The sequence below is a fragment of the Nocardioides sp. NPDC087217 genome (assembly GCF_044744805.1).
GTDB lineage: Bacteria > Actinomycetota > Actinomycetes > Propionibacteriales > Nocardioidaceae > Nocardioides.
The window spans coordinates 263,400-278,098 of sequence record NZ_JBIUZB010000001.1 but is presented as its reverse complement, the minus strand read 5'-3'; the positions used below and the strand labels follow the sequence as shown (position 1 = coordinate 278,098).

Sequence of the window (14,699 nt, the reverse complement as noted above, 5' to 3'; positions counted from 1 at the left end):
TAGCGTTGATGTCGTGGATCTGCAGCAGCGCATCAATGACCGGGCCGGTGAGATTCTCCTGTTCGCCGTCACCCCGCCGAGGGTGACGACGGCACCCGAGAGGGTGCAGCAGATCGCGGAGGTCACGCTCGAGCGGATCCGGCCCCTCGATGTCGACGGGCTGATCCTCTACGACATCGACGACGAGTCCGATCGCAACCCCGAGGAGCGGCCGTTCCCGTTCGTACGCACCCTCGACCCCGCCGAGTTCCTCGAGCGCAACCTCGCCGGTCTCGACGTGCCGGCCGTCGTCTACCGGGCGACCGGGAAGTACGACGAGCCGACGCTGCGCGACTGGGTCAAGACCCAGGACCCGGCCAAGGCGCTGTCGGTCTTCGTCGGCGCCTCCTCGGGTGAGAAGCGGGTCGCCACCAGCCTGCGCCGCGCCCAGCAGATCCGGAACGAGGCCAACCCCGACCTGCTCCTGGGCGCCGTCGCGATCCCTGAGCGGCACACCGCCAAGGGCGACGAGCACCTCCGCCTGATCGCCAAGCAGGAGGCGGGCTGCTCCTACTTCGTCACCCAGGTCGTCTACGACGTCAACGCCGCCAAGAACCTCGTCTCCGACTACCGCTACGAGTGCGAGACCCGTGGCCTGCAGCCGGTGCCGATCGTGTTCACGTTCTCCGTCTGCGGTTCGATGAAGACCCTCGAGTTCCTCCGCTGGCTCGGCGTCGACGTCCCGCGCTGGATCGAGAACGAGCTGCGCCACGCCACCGACACCCTCGACGCCTCGCTCGAGCAGGCCGAGGCGACGGCGATCGAGCTGATGTCCTTCTGTCGTCAGCTCGGCGTGCCGTTCGGCATCAACATCGAGTCCGTCTCGATCCGCAAGGTCGAGATCGAGGCCTCCGTACGTCTGGCCGAACGGCTCCGGGGGAAGCTCGCGCGCTGAAGTCGGTCGGCGCGGAGTGGCTACAGCCCCGTACGCATCGCCCACAGCTCGGGGAACAGGATGATGTCGAGCTGCTTGCGCAGGTAGGAGACCCCCGAGGTCCCGCCGGTGCCGACCTTGAACCCGATGATCCGTTCGACGGTGGTCACGTGCCGGAACCGCCAGACCCGGAAGGCGGTCTCCAGGTCGGTGAGCTCCTCGCCGAGCTCGTAGAGGTCCCAGTGCTTCTCCGGGTCGCGGTAGACCTCGCCCCAGGCCGCCTCGACGGCGTCGGAGGCGGTGTACTCCTGCTTCCAGTCGCGCTCGAGGTGGTCGGCCGGGATGTCGAAGCCGCGCCGGGCCAGCAGGCGCAGCGACTCGTCGTAGAGCGACGGACGTCCGTACGCGGCCAGCACATCCTGCTCGTGCGGCCGTCCCTCGTGCACACGGAGCGTGTAGGCGGCCTTGTTGCCGAGCGCGAACTCGATGCAGCGGTACTGCCACGACTGGAAGCCGGAGCCGGTGGCCAGGTAGGGGCGGAACTTGTCGTACTCGGTCGGGGTCAGCGTCGAGAGGACGTCCCAGGCGTGCACGAGCTGCTCCATGATCCGGGAGACCCGGGCCAGCCCCTTGAACGCCGGGCGCACCGCATCCTCGGCGAGGAGGCGCTGAGCCTCGGTCAGCTCGTGCAGCGCGAGCTTCATCCACAGCTCCATCGTCTGGTGCTGCACGATGAAGAGCATCTCGTTGTGGTCGCCCGAGAGCGGGTGCTGCGCGCCGAGCACCTCAGGCAGGTGGAGGTAGTCGGAGTAGTCCATCGGAAGGTCCTGCGTGCTGCTCATGTGACTGCTCCTCGGGTCCAGAAGCGCTCGTCGCGCCATTCGTCGTTGTCCATCACCGAGACCAGGTGGTCGACGGCGTCCCAGACGTCGACGTAGCGGGTGTAGAGCGGGGTGACGCCGAAACGGAGGATGTCCGGCGTACCTGCTCGGAAGTCGCCGACCACACCGCGCTCGATGAGCGCCTGCACGATCGCGTACGCCCCGTCGTCGGCGACGCTCAGCGACAGCTGGCTGCCCCGCTGGGTGTCGTCCAACGGGGACTCGATGGCGAACCCGGGAAGCCGGGAGGCGACGAGGTGGGCGAAGAGCCGGGTCAGCGCGAGCGACTTCTCCCGGATCGCCTCGAGACCGCCGTACGCCTCGGCCGCCAGCAGCGTGTCGACCCCGCACTCCAGGGCGGAGATGCCGATGACGGCGGGGGTGCCGGACAGGTAGCGCGAGACCCCCTCCGCCGGCCGGTAGCCCGGCGACATCTCGAACGGCGCAGCGTGACCCATCCAGCCCGACAGCGGCTGTTCGAAGCGGTCGACGTGGCGGGGGTTGACCCACAGGAAGGCAGGCGAGCCGGGGCCGCCGTTGAGGAACTTGTATCCGCAGCCGATGGCGAAGTCGGCGTCGGTGCCCCGCAGGTCGACCGGCACCGCGCCCGCCGAGTGGCACAGGTCCCAGACGGCGAGGACGCCGTGCTCGTGCGCGAGCGCGGTCACCGAGGCCATCGAGTGCAGGTAGCCGGTGCGGTAGTTGACCTCGGTCAGCATCAGCACCGCGGTCCGGTCCAGCAGCCCCTCGATCTCGTCGGGGGAGTCGACCAGCACCAGCTCGTAGCCGCGGTCGCGGCACAGCGACGACGCGATGTAGAGGTCGGTCGGGAAGTTGCTCCGCTCGCTGACCACGACCCGGCGCTCAGGTGAGTCGACGGACGCGATCGAGAGCGCCGAGGCGAGGACCTTGTAGACGTTGAGCGAGGTCGAGTCGGCGACCACGACCTCGCCCTGACCGGCGCCGACGAGCCGGGCGATCTTGTCGCCGACGCGCTGGGGGAGAGTGATCCAGGACGCGGTGTTCCAGGACTCGATCAGCCCCTGGCCCCACTCCTGCGTGACCACCTCGGCCACCCGGCCGGCGGTGGCGCGGGGGAGTGCCCCCAGCGAGTTGCCGTCGAGGTAGATCGTCTTCTCGGGCAGGTCGAAGAGGTCCCGCAGCGGAGCCAGCGGGTCGGCCTGGTCGAGAGCGACCGCATCGTCGCGGTTCATGCGTTGATCTCCTTGATCGGCCTGAGCACGGCCCGCACGGGCGCGGCGTCGGCGGTGGTGAGCTTGAGGGGGAGCGCGATCAGCTCGTAGTCGCCCGCGGGAACCTCGTCGAGCCGCAGGTTCTCCAGGATGCGTACGTCATGACGGTGGGTCGCGAAGTGGGCCGGAAGATCCTTGGAAGAGGACGGGTCCAGGCTGGCCGCGTCGGTGCCGACCAGCTGCACCCCGTGGGCGGCCAGGAGATCGATCAGGGCCGGGTCGATCGCGCAGAAGTCGTCGTCCCAGGCCGTCGGCTGGGTCGCGTACGTCCGGAACAGCACGCGCGGCGGCAGGTCCGTGACGTCGATGTCGTCGACGGTGACCAGCGGCCGCACCCCCGTCACGTCGACCACGCGGCACGGACCGAGGAACGGCTCCAACGGCATCTCGCCTGCAGGCGTGCCGCCGTCGGTGAAGTGCAGCGGAGCGTCCGCGTGCGCGCCGACGTGGGCCGACAGGGTCAGCTCGGCGACGTTGACCGGGCAGCCGGGGCCGATCCGGAACGTCCAGCCGACCTCGGTCGCGTGGTCACCGGGGAAGACCGGCGAGTCGACGTGAACGGGTGGTGAGATGTCCCACAGTTGCGCCATGTTCCGCAGCCTAGACGACCCGATTTTCCGTCGACTCGGCGCGTCGTGACAGGTCATCCCGTCGAGTCGGCGCATCGTGACCGATCATCCCGCCGAGTCGGCGCGTCATGACGAGCCGACTCGGCGCGGGAGTTGGTGAGGACCGCCGACTCGGCGCTTCAGGCGGAGAAGAACTCCGTCGCCACCGGAGCCAACGCCGACGCCTTGACCATGTGGTCCTGCCCGTCGAGGACGACGTAGCGGCCCTCGGGAACGGCCTTGGAGATGGCCTGCTGGGCGTTGGTCATGTAGGTCGGGCTCTTGCTGCCCGCCACCGACAGCACGGGCACCGACACGTTCTTGAAGTAGCCGCCCGGCAGGGGCAGACCCTGCTGGAACGGCACGCACATGCCCAGGTCGTAGACGAGTGTGTGGGCGACCGGGGTGAGCTTCTTGAAGGCCGGGGTGAGACGCATGATCTTGACCGCGACCAGCGGCATGCCGACCACGCGCATGAACAGCTCGATCGCGGCGGCCCGCTTGCCCTTCTCCACCAGCTTCTCGACCTGCTGCGCCAGGTCGGCGTCGTTGGGGCGGTGGGTGTCGTCGAGGATGAGCGGCGCCTCGTAGGCGACGATCTTGTCGATCGGCAGCCCGGCCCGCGCGCCCTCCAGGGCGAGGAAGGCCCCGGAGCTCAGGCCCAGCAGATGGGCGTGCCCGCCGGCCGCCTCGATCACCGCCCCCAGGTCGGCGACCTCCTGCTCGACCGCCTCCATGGTGCCGGCGGCAGCAGGCTTGGCGATGTTGCTGTCGCCGCGGCCGCGACGGTCGTAGCGGTAGACGGTGAACCGATCCGAGAACGCGTCGGCCAGCTCCTTCGACGGCCCGAAGCCGCGGTAGCACATCGCCCCGTCGACCAGGACGAGCGCCGGGCCGGTGCCGACGACGTCGTAGGCGATCGTGGTGCCGTCGGCGGAGGTGGTGGTAGTGGTCATCGTTCTGCTCACTTCTGTCGCGGTGGTCGAGCCCCATGAGACCCGGTTGATACTGACGCGTCGGACGAGACCCCGTCGCTTCGACACGCGGCCGCACGTTTCTCGAGAAGCTCCTGTTCGCCGGCGTTGGTGGTCAACGAGGCCGCCTCGTCGAACGCCGCCGCGGCCTCGAGGTGCCGCCCGGCGCGGTGCAGCAGGTCACCACGTACGCCGGCGGGCAGATGCGACCCCGGAAGCGCTCCGTCGGGGAGTGCCGCCAAGATGGCCAGCCCGGCATCGGGACCGAAGGCGCGCCCGTGCGCCACGGCGCGATTGACCTCGATGATCGCGCCCGGCACGCCGGTCGCGAGCATGTCGTAGAGGCGCGCGATCTCGGCCCAGTCGGTGTCCTCGGCCCGCCGGGCGCGGCCGTGGCACGCGGCGATCATCGCCTGCACCAGGTAGCTCCCGCCGGGCGTGCCGGATGAGGCCAGTGCCGTCGCCCGGTCGACCGCGGCCAGGCCACGGCGCAGCAGCAGCTGGTCCCAGCGGGTCCGGTCCTGGTCCTCGAGCAGCACCGGGTGACCCTCGGCATCTGCCCGGGCCGCGAGTCGTGACCCCTGGATCTCCAGCAGCCCCTGCAGCGCCTGCGCGTCGGGGTCGCCCGGGGCGTGCGCGGCCAGCATGCGGGCCAGCCGCATCCCCTCCAGGCACAGCTCGGGCCGGGTCCACGACGGCCCCGACGTGGCCGCGTAGCCCTCGTTGAAGACCAGGTAGATCGTCTGCATCACGTCGCGCAGCCGTGCCGTCCGCTCCTCGCCGGTGGGCAGCTCGAACGAGGCCCCGACCTCGGCCAGGGTGCGCTTCGCCCGCGAGATCCGCTGGCCGACGGCCGACTCCTTGGCGAAGTAGGCCCGGGCGATCTCGGCGGTCGTCAGACCGCCCACGAGCCGCAGCGTCAGCACCGTGCGGGAGTCGGGCGCCAGCGCCGGATGGCAGGAGAGGAACATCAGCCGCAGCACATCGTCCTCGATGTGGTCGACCGCGGCAGCCAGGTCAGGCATCTCACCCTCCTCCAGTTCGTGGCCCAGCAGGGCGACCTTGCGGCGCAGCACCTCATCACGGCGGAACCCGTCGATCGCGCGCCGCTTCGCGATCGACATCAACCACGCGCCGGGGTTGCGAGGGATGCCCTCGTGCGGCCACTGCTCCAGCGCCGCGACGAGGGCATCCTGGGCGAGGTCCTCGGCCAGGTCGAGGTCGTGCGTCATCCGCGCCAGACCGGCGAGGAGACGTACGGACTCGTTGCGCCAGACCGCGACGATCGCGTCCTCGGTGGGTGAGCTCATTCAGCCGGGGTCGGCGGACCGAACAGCGGCCGCATCTCCACGGCCACGTCCTGCCCGGGCCACAGCTCCTCGTGGAGCTGGATCATCCGGCGTCCGAGCTCGATCGCCTCGTCGGGCGAGCGGACCTCGAAGAGCGAGAACCCGCCGGCGACCTCCTTGGCCTCCGCGAAGGGCCCGTCGATGTGGGTCACCTCCCCGGCGGTCAGCCGGATCTCCACCGCGGGACCGAGCCCGTCGGCGTCGAGCAGGATGCCGTCGGCGTACTGCTGCTTGATCTCGGCCTCCACCGCCTCGATCAGCGCGGCCGGGGGCGGCCCGGCCTCGGGGTCCATCTTCACGAACATCATGTAGCGCATCTGCGTCTCCTTGCGTGTCGGCGTCGCGTCCGTTGCGCGTCGTCGCCTACGCGTCGAGAAGAGCCTGCCGCTTTCGACACGCCCGCACCAGAGATTTCGGTACGTGTCGCCCTACGACGCCTTCGATGCCTTCGACTTCTTCGTCTTCTTCTCCTCGGCCTCCTCGGGGACCTCCTCGCCGCGCGACTTCTTGGCCGCGGCGACCGAGCGCTGCAGGGCGGCGAGCAGGTCGACGACCTCGCCGGAGGTCTTGGTGGAGGTGGGGGTCCGCTCGACCTCGCCGCCCTCGATCTTGGCCTTCACCATCTCCTCGACGGCGCTGGCGTAGTCGTCGGAGAACTCCTCGGGATGGAAGTCGCCCGCGAGGGTCTCGACGAGCATGTTGGCCATCTTGATCTCGGAGTCCTTGATCTCGCCGGCTTCGACCTTGAAGTCGGGCACCCGGATCTCGTCGGGCCACATCATCGTCTGCAGCACGATCACGTCGCCGTTGTCGGTCGGCCGCACCCGGAGCGCCGCGACCGTGGTGCGCTGCCGCAGGGCGACGGTCACCAGGGCGACCCGGTCGGCCTCGAGCAGGGCCTGGCGCAGCAGCGCGTAGGGCTTGACCCCGGTGTTCTCCGGCTCCAGGTAGTAACTCTTCTCGAAGAGCATCGGGTCGATCTGGTCGCTCGGCACGAACTTCTCCACTGCGATCTCACGCGAGGAGGTGGTCGGCAGGTTGGCGAAGTCGTCGTCGGTGAGCACGACCATCTCGCCGTCCTCGGTCTCGTAGCCCTTCGCGATCTCGGAGTAGGGCACTTCCTCGCCGTCGATCGAACAGATCCGCTGATAGCGGATCCGGCCACCGTCGGACTGGTGCACCTGACGGAAGGAGACGTCGTGGGACTCCGTCGCCGAATAGAGCTTCACGGGCACGCTGACCAGCCCGAACGACACTGCGCCCTTCCAGATCGCACGCATGGTGACTCCCTCCGCAACGGCAACAACGTCCCCAGTATCTGTCGGATCCTCCGATACCGGTACCCCATTCGCCCGCGACAGAGCCGTGACGCCGCTCTGCAAGAACCGTGCACATGCCTGAATCTGACCTGTCGTTTCCCGATGACGCCGTCACTTCGGCACATGTGTGCGAAAGTCGCCTCTCGCGTTCAGCGTCGGCTTGAAGAAGGAGACCGCCCGTGGAGCTCCGTGCTCGGACCATCTGGCTCATCGGCATCGGGTCGGTCCTCGTCTTCGTCGCCATGACGGTCGGGATCGCGCTCGCGATCTCCTGGGTGATCGCTCCGAGGGTGTACTCGGTCGACCCGGTCGTGGAGCAGCAGGTGATGAAGGACCTGGAGCCGTGGTCGGACGAGGTGATGGCGATCCAGGGCCCGCCGGGCACCACCCTCAACCTGGATGCCGGGGTCGTTGGTTGCCTCTATGACGACTCGAGCCAGACGGCCGATCAACCGAACGCAGGCATCTACTGGCAGGGCCCCTATGACCCCGTCGCCGCGAAGGACGGACCAGGAAAGGTCGCGCGTTCGGAGTTCGCGCTCCTGGTGGATCGCATCGAGGCGTTGGGGTGGCGGGTCGAGTCGGAGGGGTTCGTCGAGGGCGGGGAGTACGTGCCGAGCCGGATGGAGGCCGTTCTGGTTCGAGGATCCGGTGACGATCTGGTCCGTCTGGAGCTGACCACCGAAGGGTGGGACTACCGAGCGGTCCTGACGCTTCCGCATGCCTCGAAGGCGTGCCGGGTGGACGTCGACTGGCCGTGAGGATCGTGCCGATCTGCCGGGGGCACCGCCTGCGGGGAGGCAAGATGGACGCATGCGTCCCATGCTCGCCACTCCTGGCGCCCACGTTCCGCCGGGGGAGGAGTGGGTCCATGAGGTCAAGTGGGACGGCATCCGGCTCCTCGGTGACAGCCCGGAAGGACGTACGCGGACCCGCCTGACCACACGCAACGACAACGACGCCACCCCCGCCTGGCCCGAGATCGCGACCGGGCCGACGCGCGACATCGTCGTCGACGGTGAGGTGATCGCGCTCAACGATGCCGGGTTGCCCGACTTCCGGGTGCTGATGGATCGGATGCACAACCGCGATGTCGGCCGCGCCGCGAGGTTCGCGGAGCGGATCCCCGCGACGTACATGGTCTTCGATCTTCTCCGTCTCGACGGGCGGCTGCTCATCGAGGAGCCCTGGGCCGAGCGCCGCAAGATCCTCGAGGCGGTCCATGCCGATGGCGATCTGGGCTCGTGGCAGGTGCCGGCGACGTACGACGACGGCCGGATGCTCCACGAGGTGACGCGGGCGCAGGGGCTGGAGGGGATCGTGTCGAAGCGGCGCGGCAGCCGCTACCGGCCGGGGGAGCGGAGCAAGGACTGGATCAAGCTGGCCCACCGCTACCGGGCCTCGCTGGTGGTCGGCGGCTGGCGGCCTGAGGTGGGCACCGAGGGCGGCACCGAACGACTCGGCGCGCTGCTCGTCGGGCAGCCGACGCCCGAGGGGCTGATCTACCGTGGGCGGGTCGGCAGCGGCATCACCGGCAAACGCGCCCAACGGCTCGGGGAGCTGCTGCGCGAGGCCAGCCGGAGCCCCTTCGCCGGACCCGACGTCGATCCGGACGGGGGAGTGCCGTCGCTGGACGCTCGGGGCACCCACTGGGTCGAGCCGCTCCTGGTCGTCGAGGTGGAGACCCACGGCACTGCTGTCGCGTCGGCGAGCTACAAGGGCCGGCTGCGGCAGCCGAGCTTCATCGGCATCCGCGAGGACATCGAGCCGAAGGATCTGTGATGGTCGAACGAGAAGAGGTACGCGTCGAGGTCGACGGCCGGGTCCTGACCCTGACCAGCCTCAGCAAGGTGCTCTATCCACGTACGGGCATGACGAAGGGCGAGGTGCTCAACTACTACGCCCAGGTCGCGCCGGCGCTCCTGCCGCAGCTCCAGGACCGTGCCGTGACGAGGATCCGCTGGCCGCACGGCGTCGGCGACATGTCCTTCTTCGAGAAGAACGCACCGGCCGGCACGCCCAGCTGGGTCCGTACGGTCATCGTTCCGACAACGGGATCCCGAACCGCCGACCACAGGGAGGGAACACTCACCTTTCCGATCCTCGACAGCCTCGCCGCCCTCACCTGGGCCGCGAACCTCTCCGCGCTGGAGCTGCACGTCCACCAGTGGACGGTCGGCAGCGACGGCACCCCGGCAGGCGCGAACCGGATCGTGATCGACCTCGACCCCGGTGAGCCGGCCGGTCTGCAGGAGTGCTGCGAGGTCGCGCTGCTGGTGCGCGAGGCGCTGGCCGCCCGTGACCTTGCCGCGACGCCGGTGCTCAGCGGGAGCAAGGGCGTGCACCTGTACGCCGCCCTGCCCGAGCCTGTCGAGCCGGACGTCGCCACGGCGCTGGCCAAGGAGATCGCCGAGGACCTCCAGAAGGCCCACCCGAGCAAGGTGACCGCGACGATGACCAAGAGCCGCAGGTCAGGCAAGGTTTTCCTGGACTGGTCGCAGAACTCGGGATCGAAGACGACGATCTGTCCCTACTCGCTGCGGGGCAAGGGGATCCCCACGGTCGCGGCCCCGGTGACCTGGGACGAGGTCGCCGAAGGGGCCGAGGATCCGCTCGGTATCGACCAGCTCGGACCTAACAATGTGATCACGCGCTTATCTGAAAGGGGGGATCTCTTCACAAGCCCTACGGGGCTGTAACTATTGTTCTCTTCATGTCGAACTCCGTGCTTGTCGTAGAAGACCAAGAGGACATCGCTGCTCCCCTGGTGCGCACGCTCCAGCGTGAGGGCTATGACGTCACCTGGGTCGATTCCGGCAAGAAGGCGCTGGAGTTGCTGGCACCTCCGTACGACGCCGAGCTGGTGCTGCTCGACCTGGGCCTTCCGGACATGGACGGGCTCGAGGTCTGCAAGGCCGCTCGCGACAACGGCTACGAGGGCGGGATCATGATCCTCACCGCCCGTGACGCCGAGATCGACCTGGTCGTCGGGCTCGACGCCGGTGCCGACGACTACCTGGCCAAGCCGTTCGCGCTGGCCGTCCTCCAGGCGCGGGTCCGCGCCCTCCTGCGCCGCTCGGGCCCGGTCGAGCCCGGCGCCGACGACGACGCCCTGCGCATCGACGTGGCCGCCCACCGGGTCTACGCCGGCGAGCGCGAGGTGACCCTGACCGGCAAGGAGTTCGCGCTGCTGGCCGTCCTGGCCGCCTCCCGCGACAAGGTCGTCTCCCGCGACCGGCTGATGGCCGAGGTCTGGGACGAGAACTGGTACGGCTCGACCAAGACGCTCGACGTCACGGTTGGACGCCTGCGCCAGAAGCTCGAGGCGGCCGGTGTGCAGGAGAAGGTCGTCGCCGTCCGCGGCGTCGGTTTCCGTCTCGAAGCAGCGGAGTAAACGCAAGTTCGACACGGTGTCATATGCGTGTTCAGTGCGTGAGATGTTTCACAAACGACGGCAAAGTCACGCGTGAACACGCCGATTGTGCTTCAGATTCGGCCATTCGGGATTGGATCCGTTCCAGATCGCGTGTCACCTTGGATGAGCCGTGCAGAACGCACGACCGGCCCCGGTACACGCCGAATCCTGTCCCTCCGGACGCCGGCCCCTACTACTGAACCCCCTTTACCCTCACACTCAGCAGTACGTATGGGACAGGAGCGGGGGACCCAAGTTCCACGCGACTAACTCGGACGGTCGCTTGGGGTGAAGCCATCGCAACGATGGCCGGGCAACCTTCTAGCCCGAACCCGACAGCTCACCTCGCAGGCGTGGGAAGGAACTCACGCATGTCCAAGTCCGTATCTCATCCTGCCCATCGAGGCGCGCCCCGCCCGTTCCGGTCGCCGAACGTCTCGATCGCCCGGACGATCGCAGGATCCGTCAGTGGCCACGGCAAGCTCGTCGGCCGCATCACCCTCGCCAGCGGCATCGCCGCCGGTGCCCTGGTGGCAGTCCCCGCCGCCAACGCCGCGCCGGCCTCCCACGAGACCACCTCCGTCGAGTCGACCGTCGAGCCGGCCAAGGTGGTGGAGGCTCCGACTCTGGAGGCCTCGGCCACCCCCACGGCGATGCTCACCGACATCAAGCAGCTCGAGAGGGCTGTCGAGGTGCAGGAGCGCAAGGCCGAGGCAGCCCGCAAGGCCGCCGAGGCGAAGCGCAAGGCAGCGATCGCCGCCAAGAAGGCCGCGGAGGCGAAGAAGAAGGCCGAGGCTGAGGCGAAGGCCTTCGCCGCGAGCCAGGAGGGCAAGATCGAGCGGGCGATCAGCGTCGCCTCGGAGCAGATCGGCGACCCGTACGTCTGGGGTGCCACCGGTCCGAGCTCGTTCGACTGCTCCGGCCTGACGCAGTACGCCTTCAGCGCCGCCGGCATCGAGCTTCCCCGGGTCTCGCGGGACCAGGCCGCTGCACTGCCGACGATCCCGAACGACCAGATCCAGCGCGGAGACCTGATGTTCTGGGGCAGCCCCGTCTACCACGTGGGTATCTTCCTGCGCTGGGAGAATGGTCAGGCGATCATGCTGCACGCCCCCAAGCCGGGCGCCTCCGTTCGTGAAGAGGCTGCCTGGGACGGCTGGTTCGCCGGCTCGACCCACCAGGCCTGAGGCTTCTCGGGACCCATATATCCCCCTGGCGCTCGCCCTCCGGTTCCCCCACCGGAGGGCGAGCGCATATTTGCGGGGTCGGCGAATCGAGCGGCGCACCACGCGTCAAGTAACCTGTAAGACGTGGCAGGCCCCGAATTCGACACCGAGATCAAGCAGCTCCAGGCAACGATGCAGACCATCGGCCAGGTGCTGGACCTGGACGCGATGCGCAAGGAGATCGCCGACCTCGGCGAGCAGGTCGCCGCGCCCGACCTCTGGGACGATCAGGACAACGCCACCCGCGTCACCGGACGCCTCTCCCTGCTGCAGGGCGAGCTCAACAAGTTCACCGAGCTCCGCACCCGCATCGAGGACCTCGGCCTGATGGTCGAGATGGCCCAGGAGGAGGGCGACGCGGACTCGCTCGCCGAGTCCGAGGCCGAGCTGGGCCGGGTGAAGAAGGCCGTCGAGAGCCTGGAGATCCGCACCCTGCTCTCGGGGGAGTACGACTCCCGCGAGGCCCTGGTGACGATCCGCTCCGGCGCCGGTGGCGTCGACGCCGCCGACTTCGCCGAGATGCTGATGCGGATGTACGTCCGCTGGGCCGAGCGCAACAAGTACCCGGTCGAGGTCTTCGACACCTCCTACGCCGAGGAGGCCGGGCTCAAGTCCGCCACCTTCGCGATCCACGCCCCCTACGCCTACGGCACCCTCTCCGTCGAGGCCGGCACCCACCGCCTGGTGCGGATCAGCCCCTTCGACAACCAGGGCCGTCGCCAGACCTCCTTCGCCGCGGTCGAGGTCGTGCCCGTGCTGGAGCAGACCGACGAGATCGAGCTCGACGAGAACGAGATCAAGGTCGACGTCTACCGCTCCTCGGGGCCGGGTGGCCAGTCGGTCAACACCACCGACTCCGCGGTCCGGCTGACCCACATCCCGACAGGCACCGTGGTCTCCTGCCAGAACGAGAAGTCGCAGCTGCAGAACAAGGCCGCCGCGATGATCGTCCTCAAGGCCAAGCTCCTCGCGCTGAAGAAGGCCGAGGAGGAGGCCCATCTCAAGGATCTCAAGGGTGACGTCGCCGCCTCGTGGGGCGACCAGATGCGCAACTACGTGCTCAACCCCTACCAGATCGTCAAGGACCTGCGTACGACCTACGAGACGGGCAACCCGCAGGCTGTCTTCGATGGCGACATCGACGGGTTCCTCGAGGCCGGCATCCGGTGGCGCCGCGGCGCCGAGAAGGCCGAACAGAACTGACCCGATGGTTGCGCTGACGCGCACCAGGCTTCCACTCCCGGGCCGCGGCGCGGCGTACGTCTATGACGCCTACGGCCCTGAGGACGGGGTGCCGATGGTGCTGTTGCACGAGCTCGGTGGCAGTGCGAAACGGTGGCAGGGTGTGGTGCCGCCGTTCGCGGACGCCCACCGGGTGCATGCCTTCGACATGCGTGGACACGGGGACTCGGACTGGGCCTCGGAGTACTCCCACCGGCTCATCGCCGACGACGTCATCGTGGCGATGGACGCGCTCGGGATCTCGGGCGCCGTGGTCGTCGGGCACTCGACCGGCGGCAACGTCGCCCTCCTGGTCGCGATGCACCGGCCCGACCTGGTCTCCCGGCTGATCATCGAGGACGTGGTGCCACCCGCGCCGCGCCAGCGCAGGTCGCCCGGGCGCCCGGCACGGCCGATGCCCCACGACTGGGAGTGCATCGCGTCTCTGCTGGTCGAGGCGACGATGTACGACGCGTGGATGTGGGAACAGCTCGAGCTGCTGCCCATGCCGACCCTGCTCGTGGCCGGTGGCGGCAACAGCCACATCCCGCAGTCGGACCTGGAGAAGGTCGCCCAGCGGATCCCGCAGGCGGACCTCGTCCACTTCGACGTCGGTCACTTCGTGCACCGCAACCAGCCCGCCGAGTTCGCCGACACCGTCCTGGCCTGGCTCGCGTCGCGGTCCTGAATCTGAGGCGTCCCGCGTCGCGGGTGGGATCCCCATCCCTAAGGACCCCACCCGCTCTCGCCAGCCGGCTCTGCTCTGACTCAGTGCCCGCGGCGGCGCGCGCCGCCCGGTGAGGTGCCTACCCGGCCCGAGCGACTAAGTCGATTAAAGCACTCGACTTTGGGTTGGTGCAAACGACGCGCCGGGACCGGGTCTCGATCGAGAACCTCAGGCGTCAGCGGCGGCCGCGGTGAGGGTCACCAGGCACCAGCGGGAGGCGCGCTTCTGAACCGTCGCGGGCGCCTCGCCGGCCTTGCCGGTGAGCTCGCAGGAGAGCCAGGCGTCGCCGAAGAGGCCGCGGTGGACCACCTTCGTCTGCTTCTTCGCGTCGGTGCAGGTGAGGGCGACCGACGGCTTCCCGTACGCAGGGGTCGACGCGGCCTTGCAGCCCTTGGGCACGCTCTTGGTCATCTGCGTGGCCCAGTCCAGGGTGACCGGCGGTGCGAAGACCCAGGCCCGGGCCGAGGTGGCCGAGCCTTCCGGCCCGGTCCAGATGCAGCCGTACTCCTGCGCGACGTCGTTGACCTCACCCGAGATGGCGGTCTGGTCGCCGTCGCCGTAGGCCTTCTTCTCGGCGGCGGCGCCGCCGAGGGCCTCGGTCGCGTCCTCGGTCGGGACGCGGTCGCAGAACGCGCCGCGGCGTACCTGCATCGTGGTGGTGTCCGCGGTGCTGAGATCGCCCTTCACCTCGGCGACCTCGGGCTCGTCGTCTTTCAGGGTGAGTACGCCGACCCCGACCGCGATCACGGTGAGGACTACGGCACCGATGAGGATCCGGACTGTAGAGCGCACGCCGTCAGAGTACAGGGGCAG

At 69.0% G+C, this 14,699-nt stretch carries 16 protein-coding genes and 1 riboswitch; of the genes, 8 read left to right on the top strand and 8 right to left on the bottom strand.

Going from position 1 to position 14,699, the window contains the following annotated elements; translation table 11 throughout:
- Positions 1 to 13: 13 nt before the first annotated feature.
- Positions 14 to 934 carry a methylenetetrahydrofolate reductase gene (locus ACIO3S_RS01440; RefSeq protein WP_350716160.1) on the top strand — a complete coding sequence of 307 codons (921 nt, stop codon included), beginning with the start codon at positions 14 to 16 and terminating at the stop codon, positions 932 to 934.
- A 20-nt stretch (positions 935 to 954) separates the two neighbouring features.
- On the opposite strand, the gene kynA is transcribed toward ACIO3S_RS01440, so the two are convergent.
- The 7 genes from kynA to ACIO3S_RS01405 all read right to left on the bottom strand — a co-directional run bounded on the left by kynA (position 955) and on the right by ACIO3S_RS01405 (position 7,258).
- Positions 955 to 1,755 (bottom strand): tryptophan 2,3-dioxygenase, encoded by an 801-nt coding sequence (gene kynA / locus ACIO3S_RS01435; protein ID WP_400458691.1) that lies wholly within the window; start codon positions 1,753 to 1,755, stop codon positions 955 to 957.
- On the bottom strand, positions 1,752 to 3,008 hold the full coding sequence (gene kynU, locus ACIO3S_RS01430; RefSeq protein ID WP_400458690.1) for a kynureninase: 1,257 nt from the start codon (positions 3,006 to 3,008) through the stop codon (positions 1,752 to 1,754). Before kynU ends, kynA begins: the two co-directional genes overlap by 4 nt.
- The gene (gene kynB, locus ACIO3S_RS01425) at positions 3,005 to 3,637 is read right to left on the bottom strand and encodes an arylformamidase (RefSeq protein ID WP_400458689.1); all 633 of its coding nucleotides are present in this window, start codon (positions 3,635 to 3,637) and stop codon (positions 3,005 to 3,007) included. The genes kynU and kynB overlap by 4 nt, the downstream gene beginning before the upstream one ends.
- A 158-nt stretch (positions 3,638 to 3,795) precedes the next feature.
- Positions 3,796 to 4,611, bottom strand: coding sequence for an alpha/beta fold hydrolase (locus tag ACIO3S_RS01420; RefSeq protein ID WP_400458687.1), 816 nt, complete (start codon positions 4,609 to 4,611; stop codon positions 3,796 to 3,798).
- Positions 4,612 to 4,619: 8 nt separating this feature from the next.
- Positions 4,620 to 5,939: an RNA polymerase sigma factor gene (locus ACIO3S_RS01415; protein ID WP_400458685.1), complete on the bottom strand. Its 1,320-nt coding sequence runs from the start codon at positions 5,937 to 5,939 to the stop codon at positions 4,620 to 4,622.
- Complete coding sequence (locus ACIO3S_RS01410; protein WP_350664182.1) at positions 5,936 to 6,295, bottom strand: YciI family protein; 360 nt, start codon at positions 6,293 to 6,295, stop codon at positions 5,936 to 5,938. The genes ACIO3S_RS01415 and ACIO3S_RS01410 overlap by 4 nt, the downstream gene beginning before the upstream one ends.
- Before the next feature lie 111 nt (positions 6,296 to 6,406).
- The gene (locus ACIO3S_RS01405) at positions 6,407 to 7,258 is read right to left on the bottom strand and encodes a Ku protein (protein ID WP_400458683.1); all 852 of its coding nucleotides are present in this window, start codon (positions 7,256 to 7,258) and stop codon (positions 6,407 to 6,409) included.
- A 218-nt stretch (positions 7,259 to 7,476) separates the two neighbouring features.
- Here ACIO3S_RS01405 and ACIO3S_RS01400 point away from each other — a divergent pair, with 218 nt between their 5' ends.
- From ACIO3S_RS01400 to ACIO3S_RS01370, 7 genes are all read left to right on the top strand, one after another.
- Positions 7,477 to 8,058: a hypothetical protein gene (locus ACIO3S_RS01400; RefSeq protein ID WP_400458681.1), complete on the top strand. Its 582-nt coding sequence runs from the start codon at positions 7,477 to 7,479 to the stop codon at positions 8,056 to 8,058.
- A gap of 52 nt (positions 8,059 to 8,110) precedes the next feature.
- Positions 8,111 to 9,079, top strand: coding sequence for a DNA ligase (locus ACIO3S_RS01395; protein WP_400458679.1), 969 nt, complete (start codon positions 8,111 to 8,113; stop codon positions 9,077 to 9,079).
- Complete coding sequence (gene ligD, locus ACIO3S_RS01390; RefSeq protein ID WP_400458677.1) at positions 9,079 to 9,996, top strand: non-homologous end-joining DNA ligase; 918 nt, start codon at positions 9,079 to 9,081, stop codon at positions 9,994 to 9,996. Before ACIO3S_RS01395 ends, ligD begins: the two co-directional genes overlap by 1 nt.
- Positions 9,997 to 10,010: 14 nt before the next feature.
- On the top strand, positions 10,011 to 10,691 hold the full coding sequence (locus ACIO3S_RS01385) for a response regulator transcription factor (protein ID WP_176884042.1): 681 nt from the start codon (positions 10,011 to 10,013) through the stop codon (positions 10,689 to 10,691).
- A gap of 213 nt (positions 10,692 to 10,904) precedes the next feature.
- Positions 10,905 to 11,078: riboswitch (cyclic di-AMP (ydaO/yuaA leader) on the top strand.
- A gap of 5 nt (positions 11,079 to 11,083) precedes the next feature.
- Positions 11,084 to 11,899, top strand: a complete 816-nt coding sequence (locus ACIO3S_RS01380) for a C40 family peptidase (RefSeq protein ID WP_400458675.1) — start codon at positions 11,084 to 11,086, stop codon at positions 11,897 to 11,899.
- Between the two features lie 123 nt (positions 11,900 to 12,022).
- Positions 12,023 to 13,141 (top strand): peptide chain release factor 2, encoded by a 1,119-nt coding sequence (prfB, locus tag ACIO3S_RS01375; protein WP_400458673.1) that lies wholly within the window; start codon positions 12,023 to 12,025, stop codon positions 13,139 to 13,141.
- 4 nt (positions 13,142 to 13,145) lie between these two features.
- On the top strand, positions 13,146 to 13,847 hold the full coding sequence (locus tag ACIO3S_RS01370) for an alpha/beta fold hydrolase (RefSeq protein ID WP_400458671.1): 702 nt from the start codon (positions 13,146 to 13,148) through the stop codon (positions 13,845 to 13,847).
- A gap of 207 nt (positions 13,848 to 14,054) precedes the next feature.
- Here the strand turns inward: ACIO3S_RS01370 and ACIO3S_RS01365 are convergent, their stop codons facing one another.
- Positions 14,055 to 14,678, bottom strand: a complete 624-nt coding sequence (locus ACIO3S_RS01365) for a hypothetical protein (protein ID WP_400458670.1) — start codon at positions 14,676 to 14,678, stop codon at positions 14,055 to 14,057.
- Between the last annotated feature and the right edge of the window lie 21 nt (positions 14,679 to 14,699).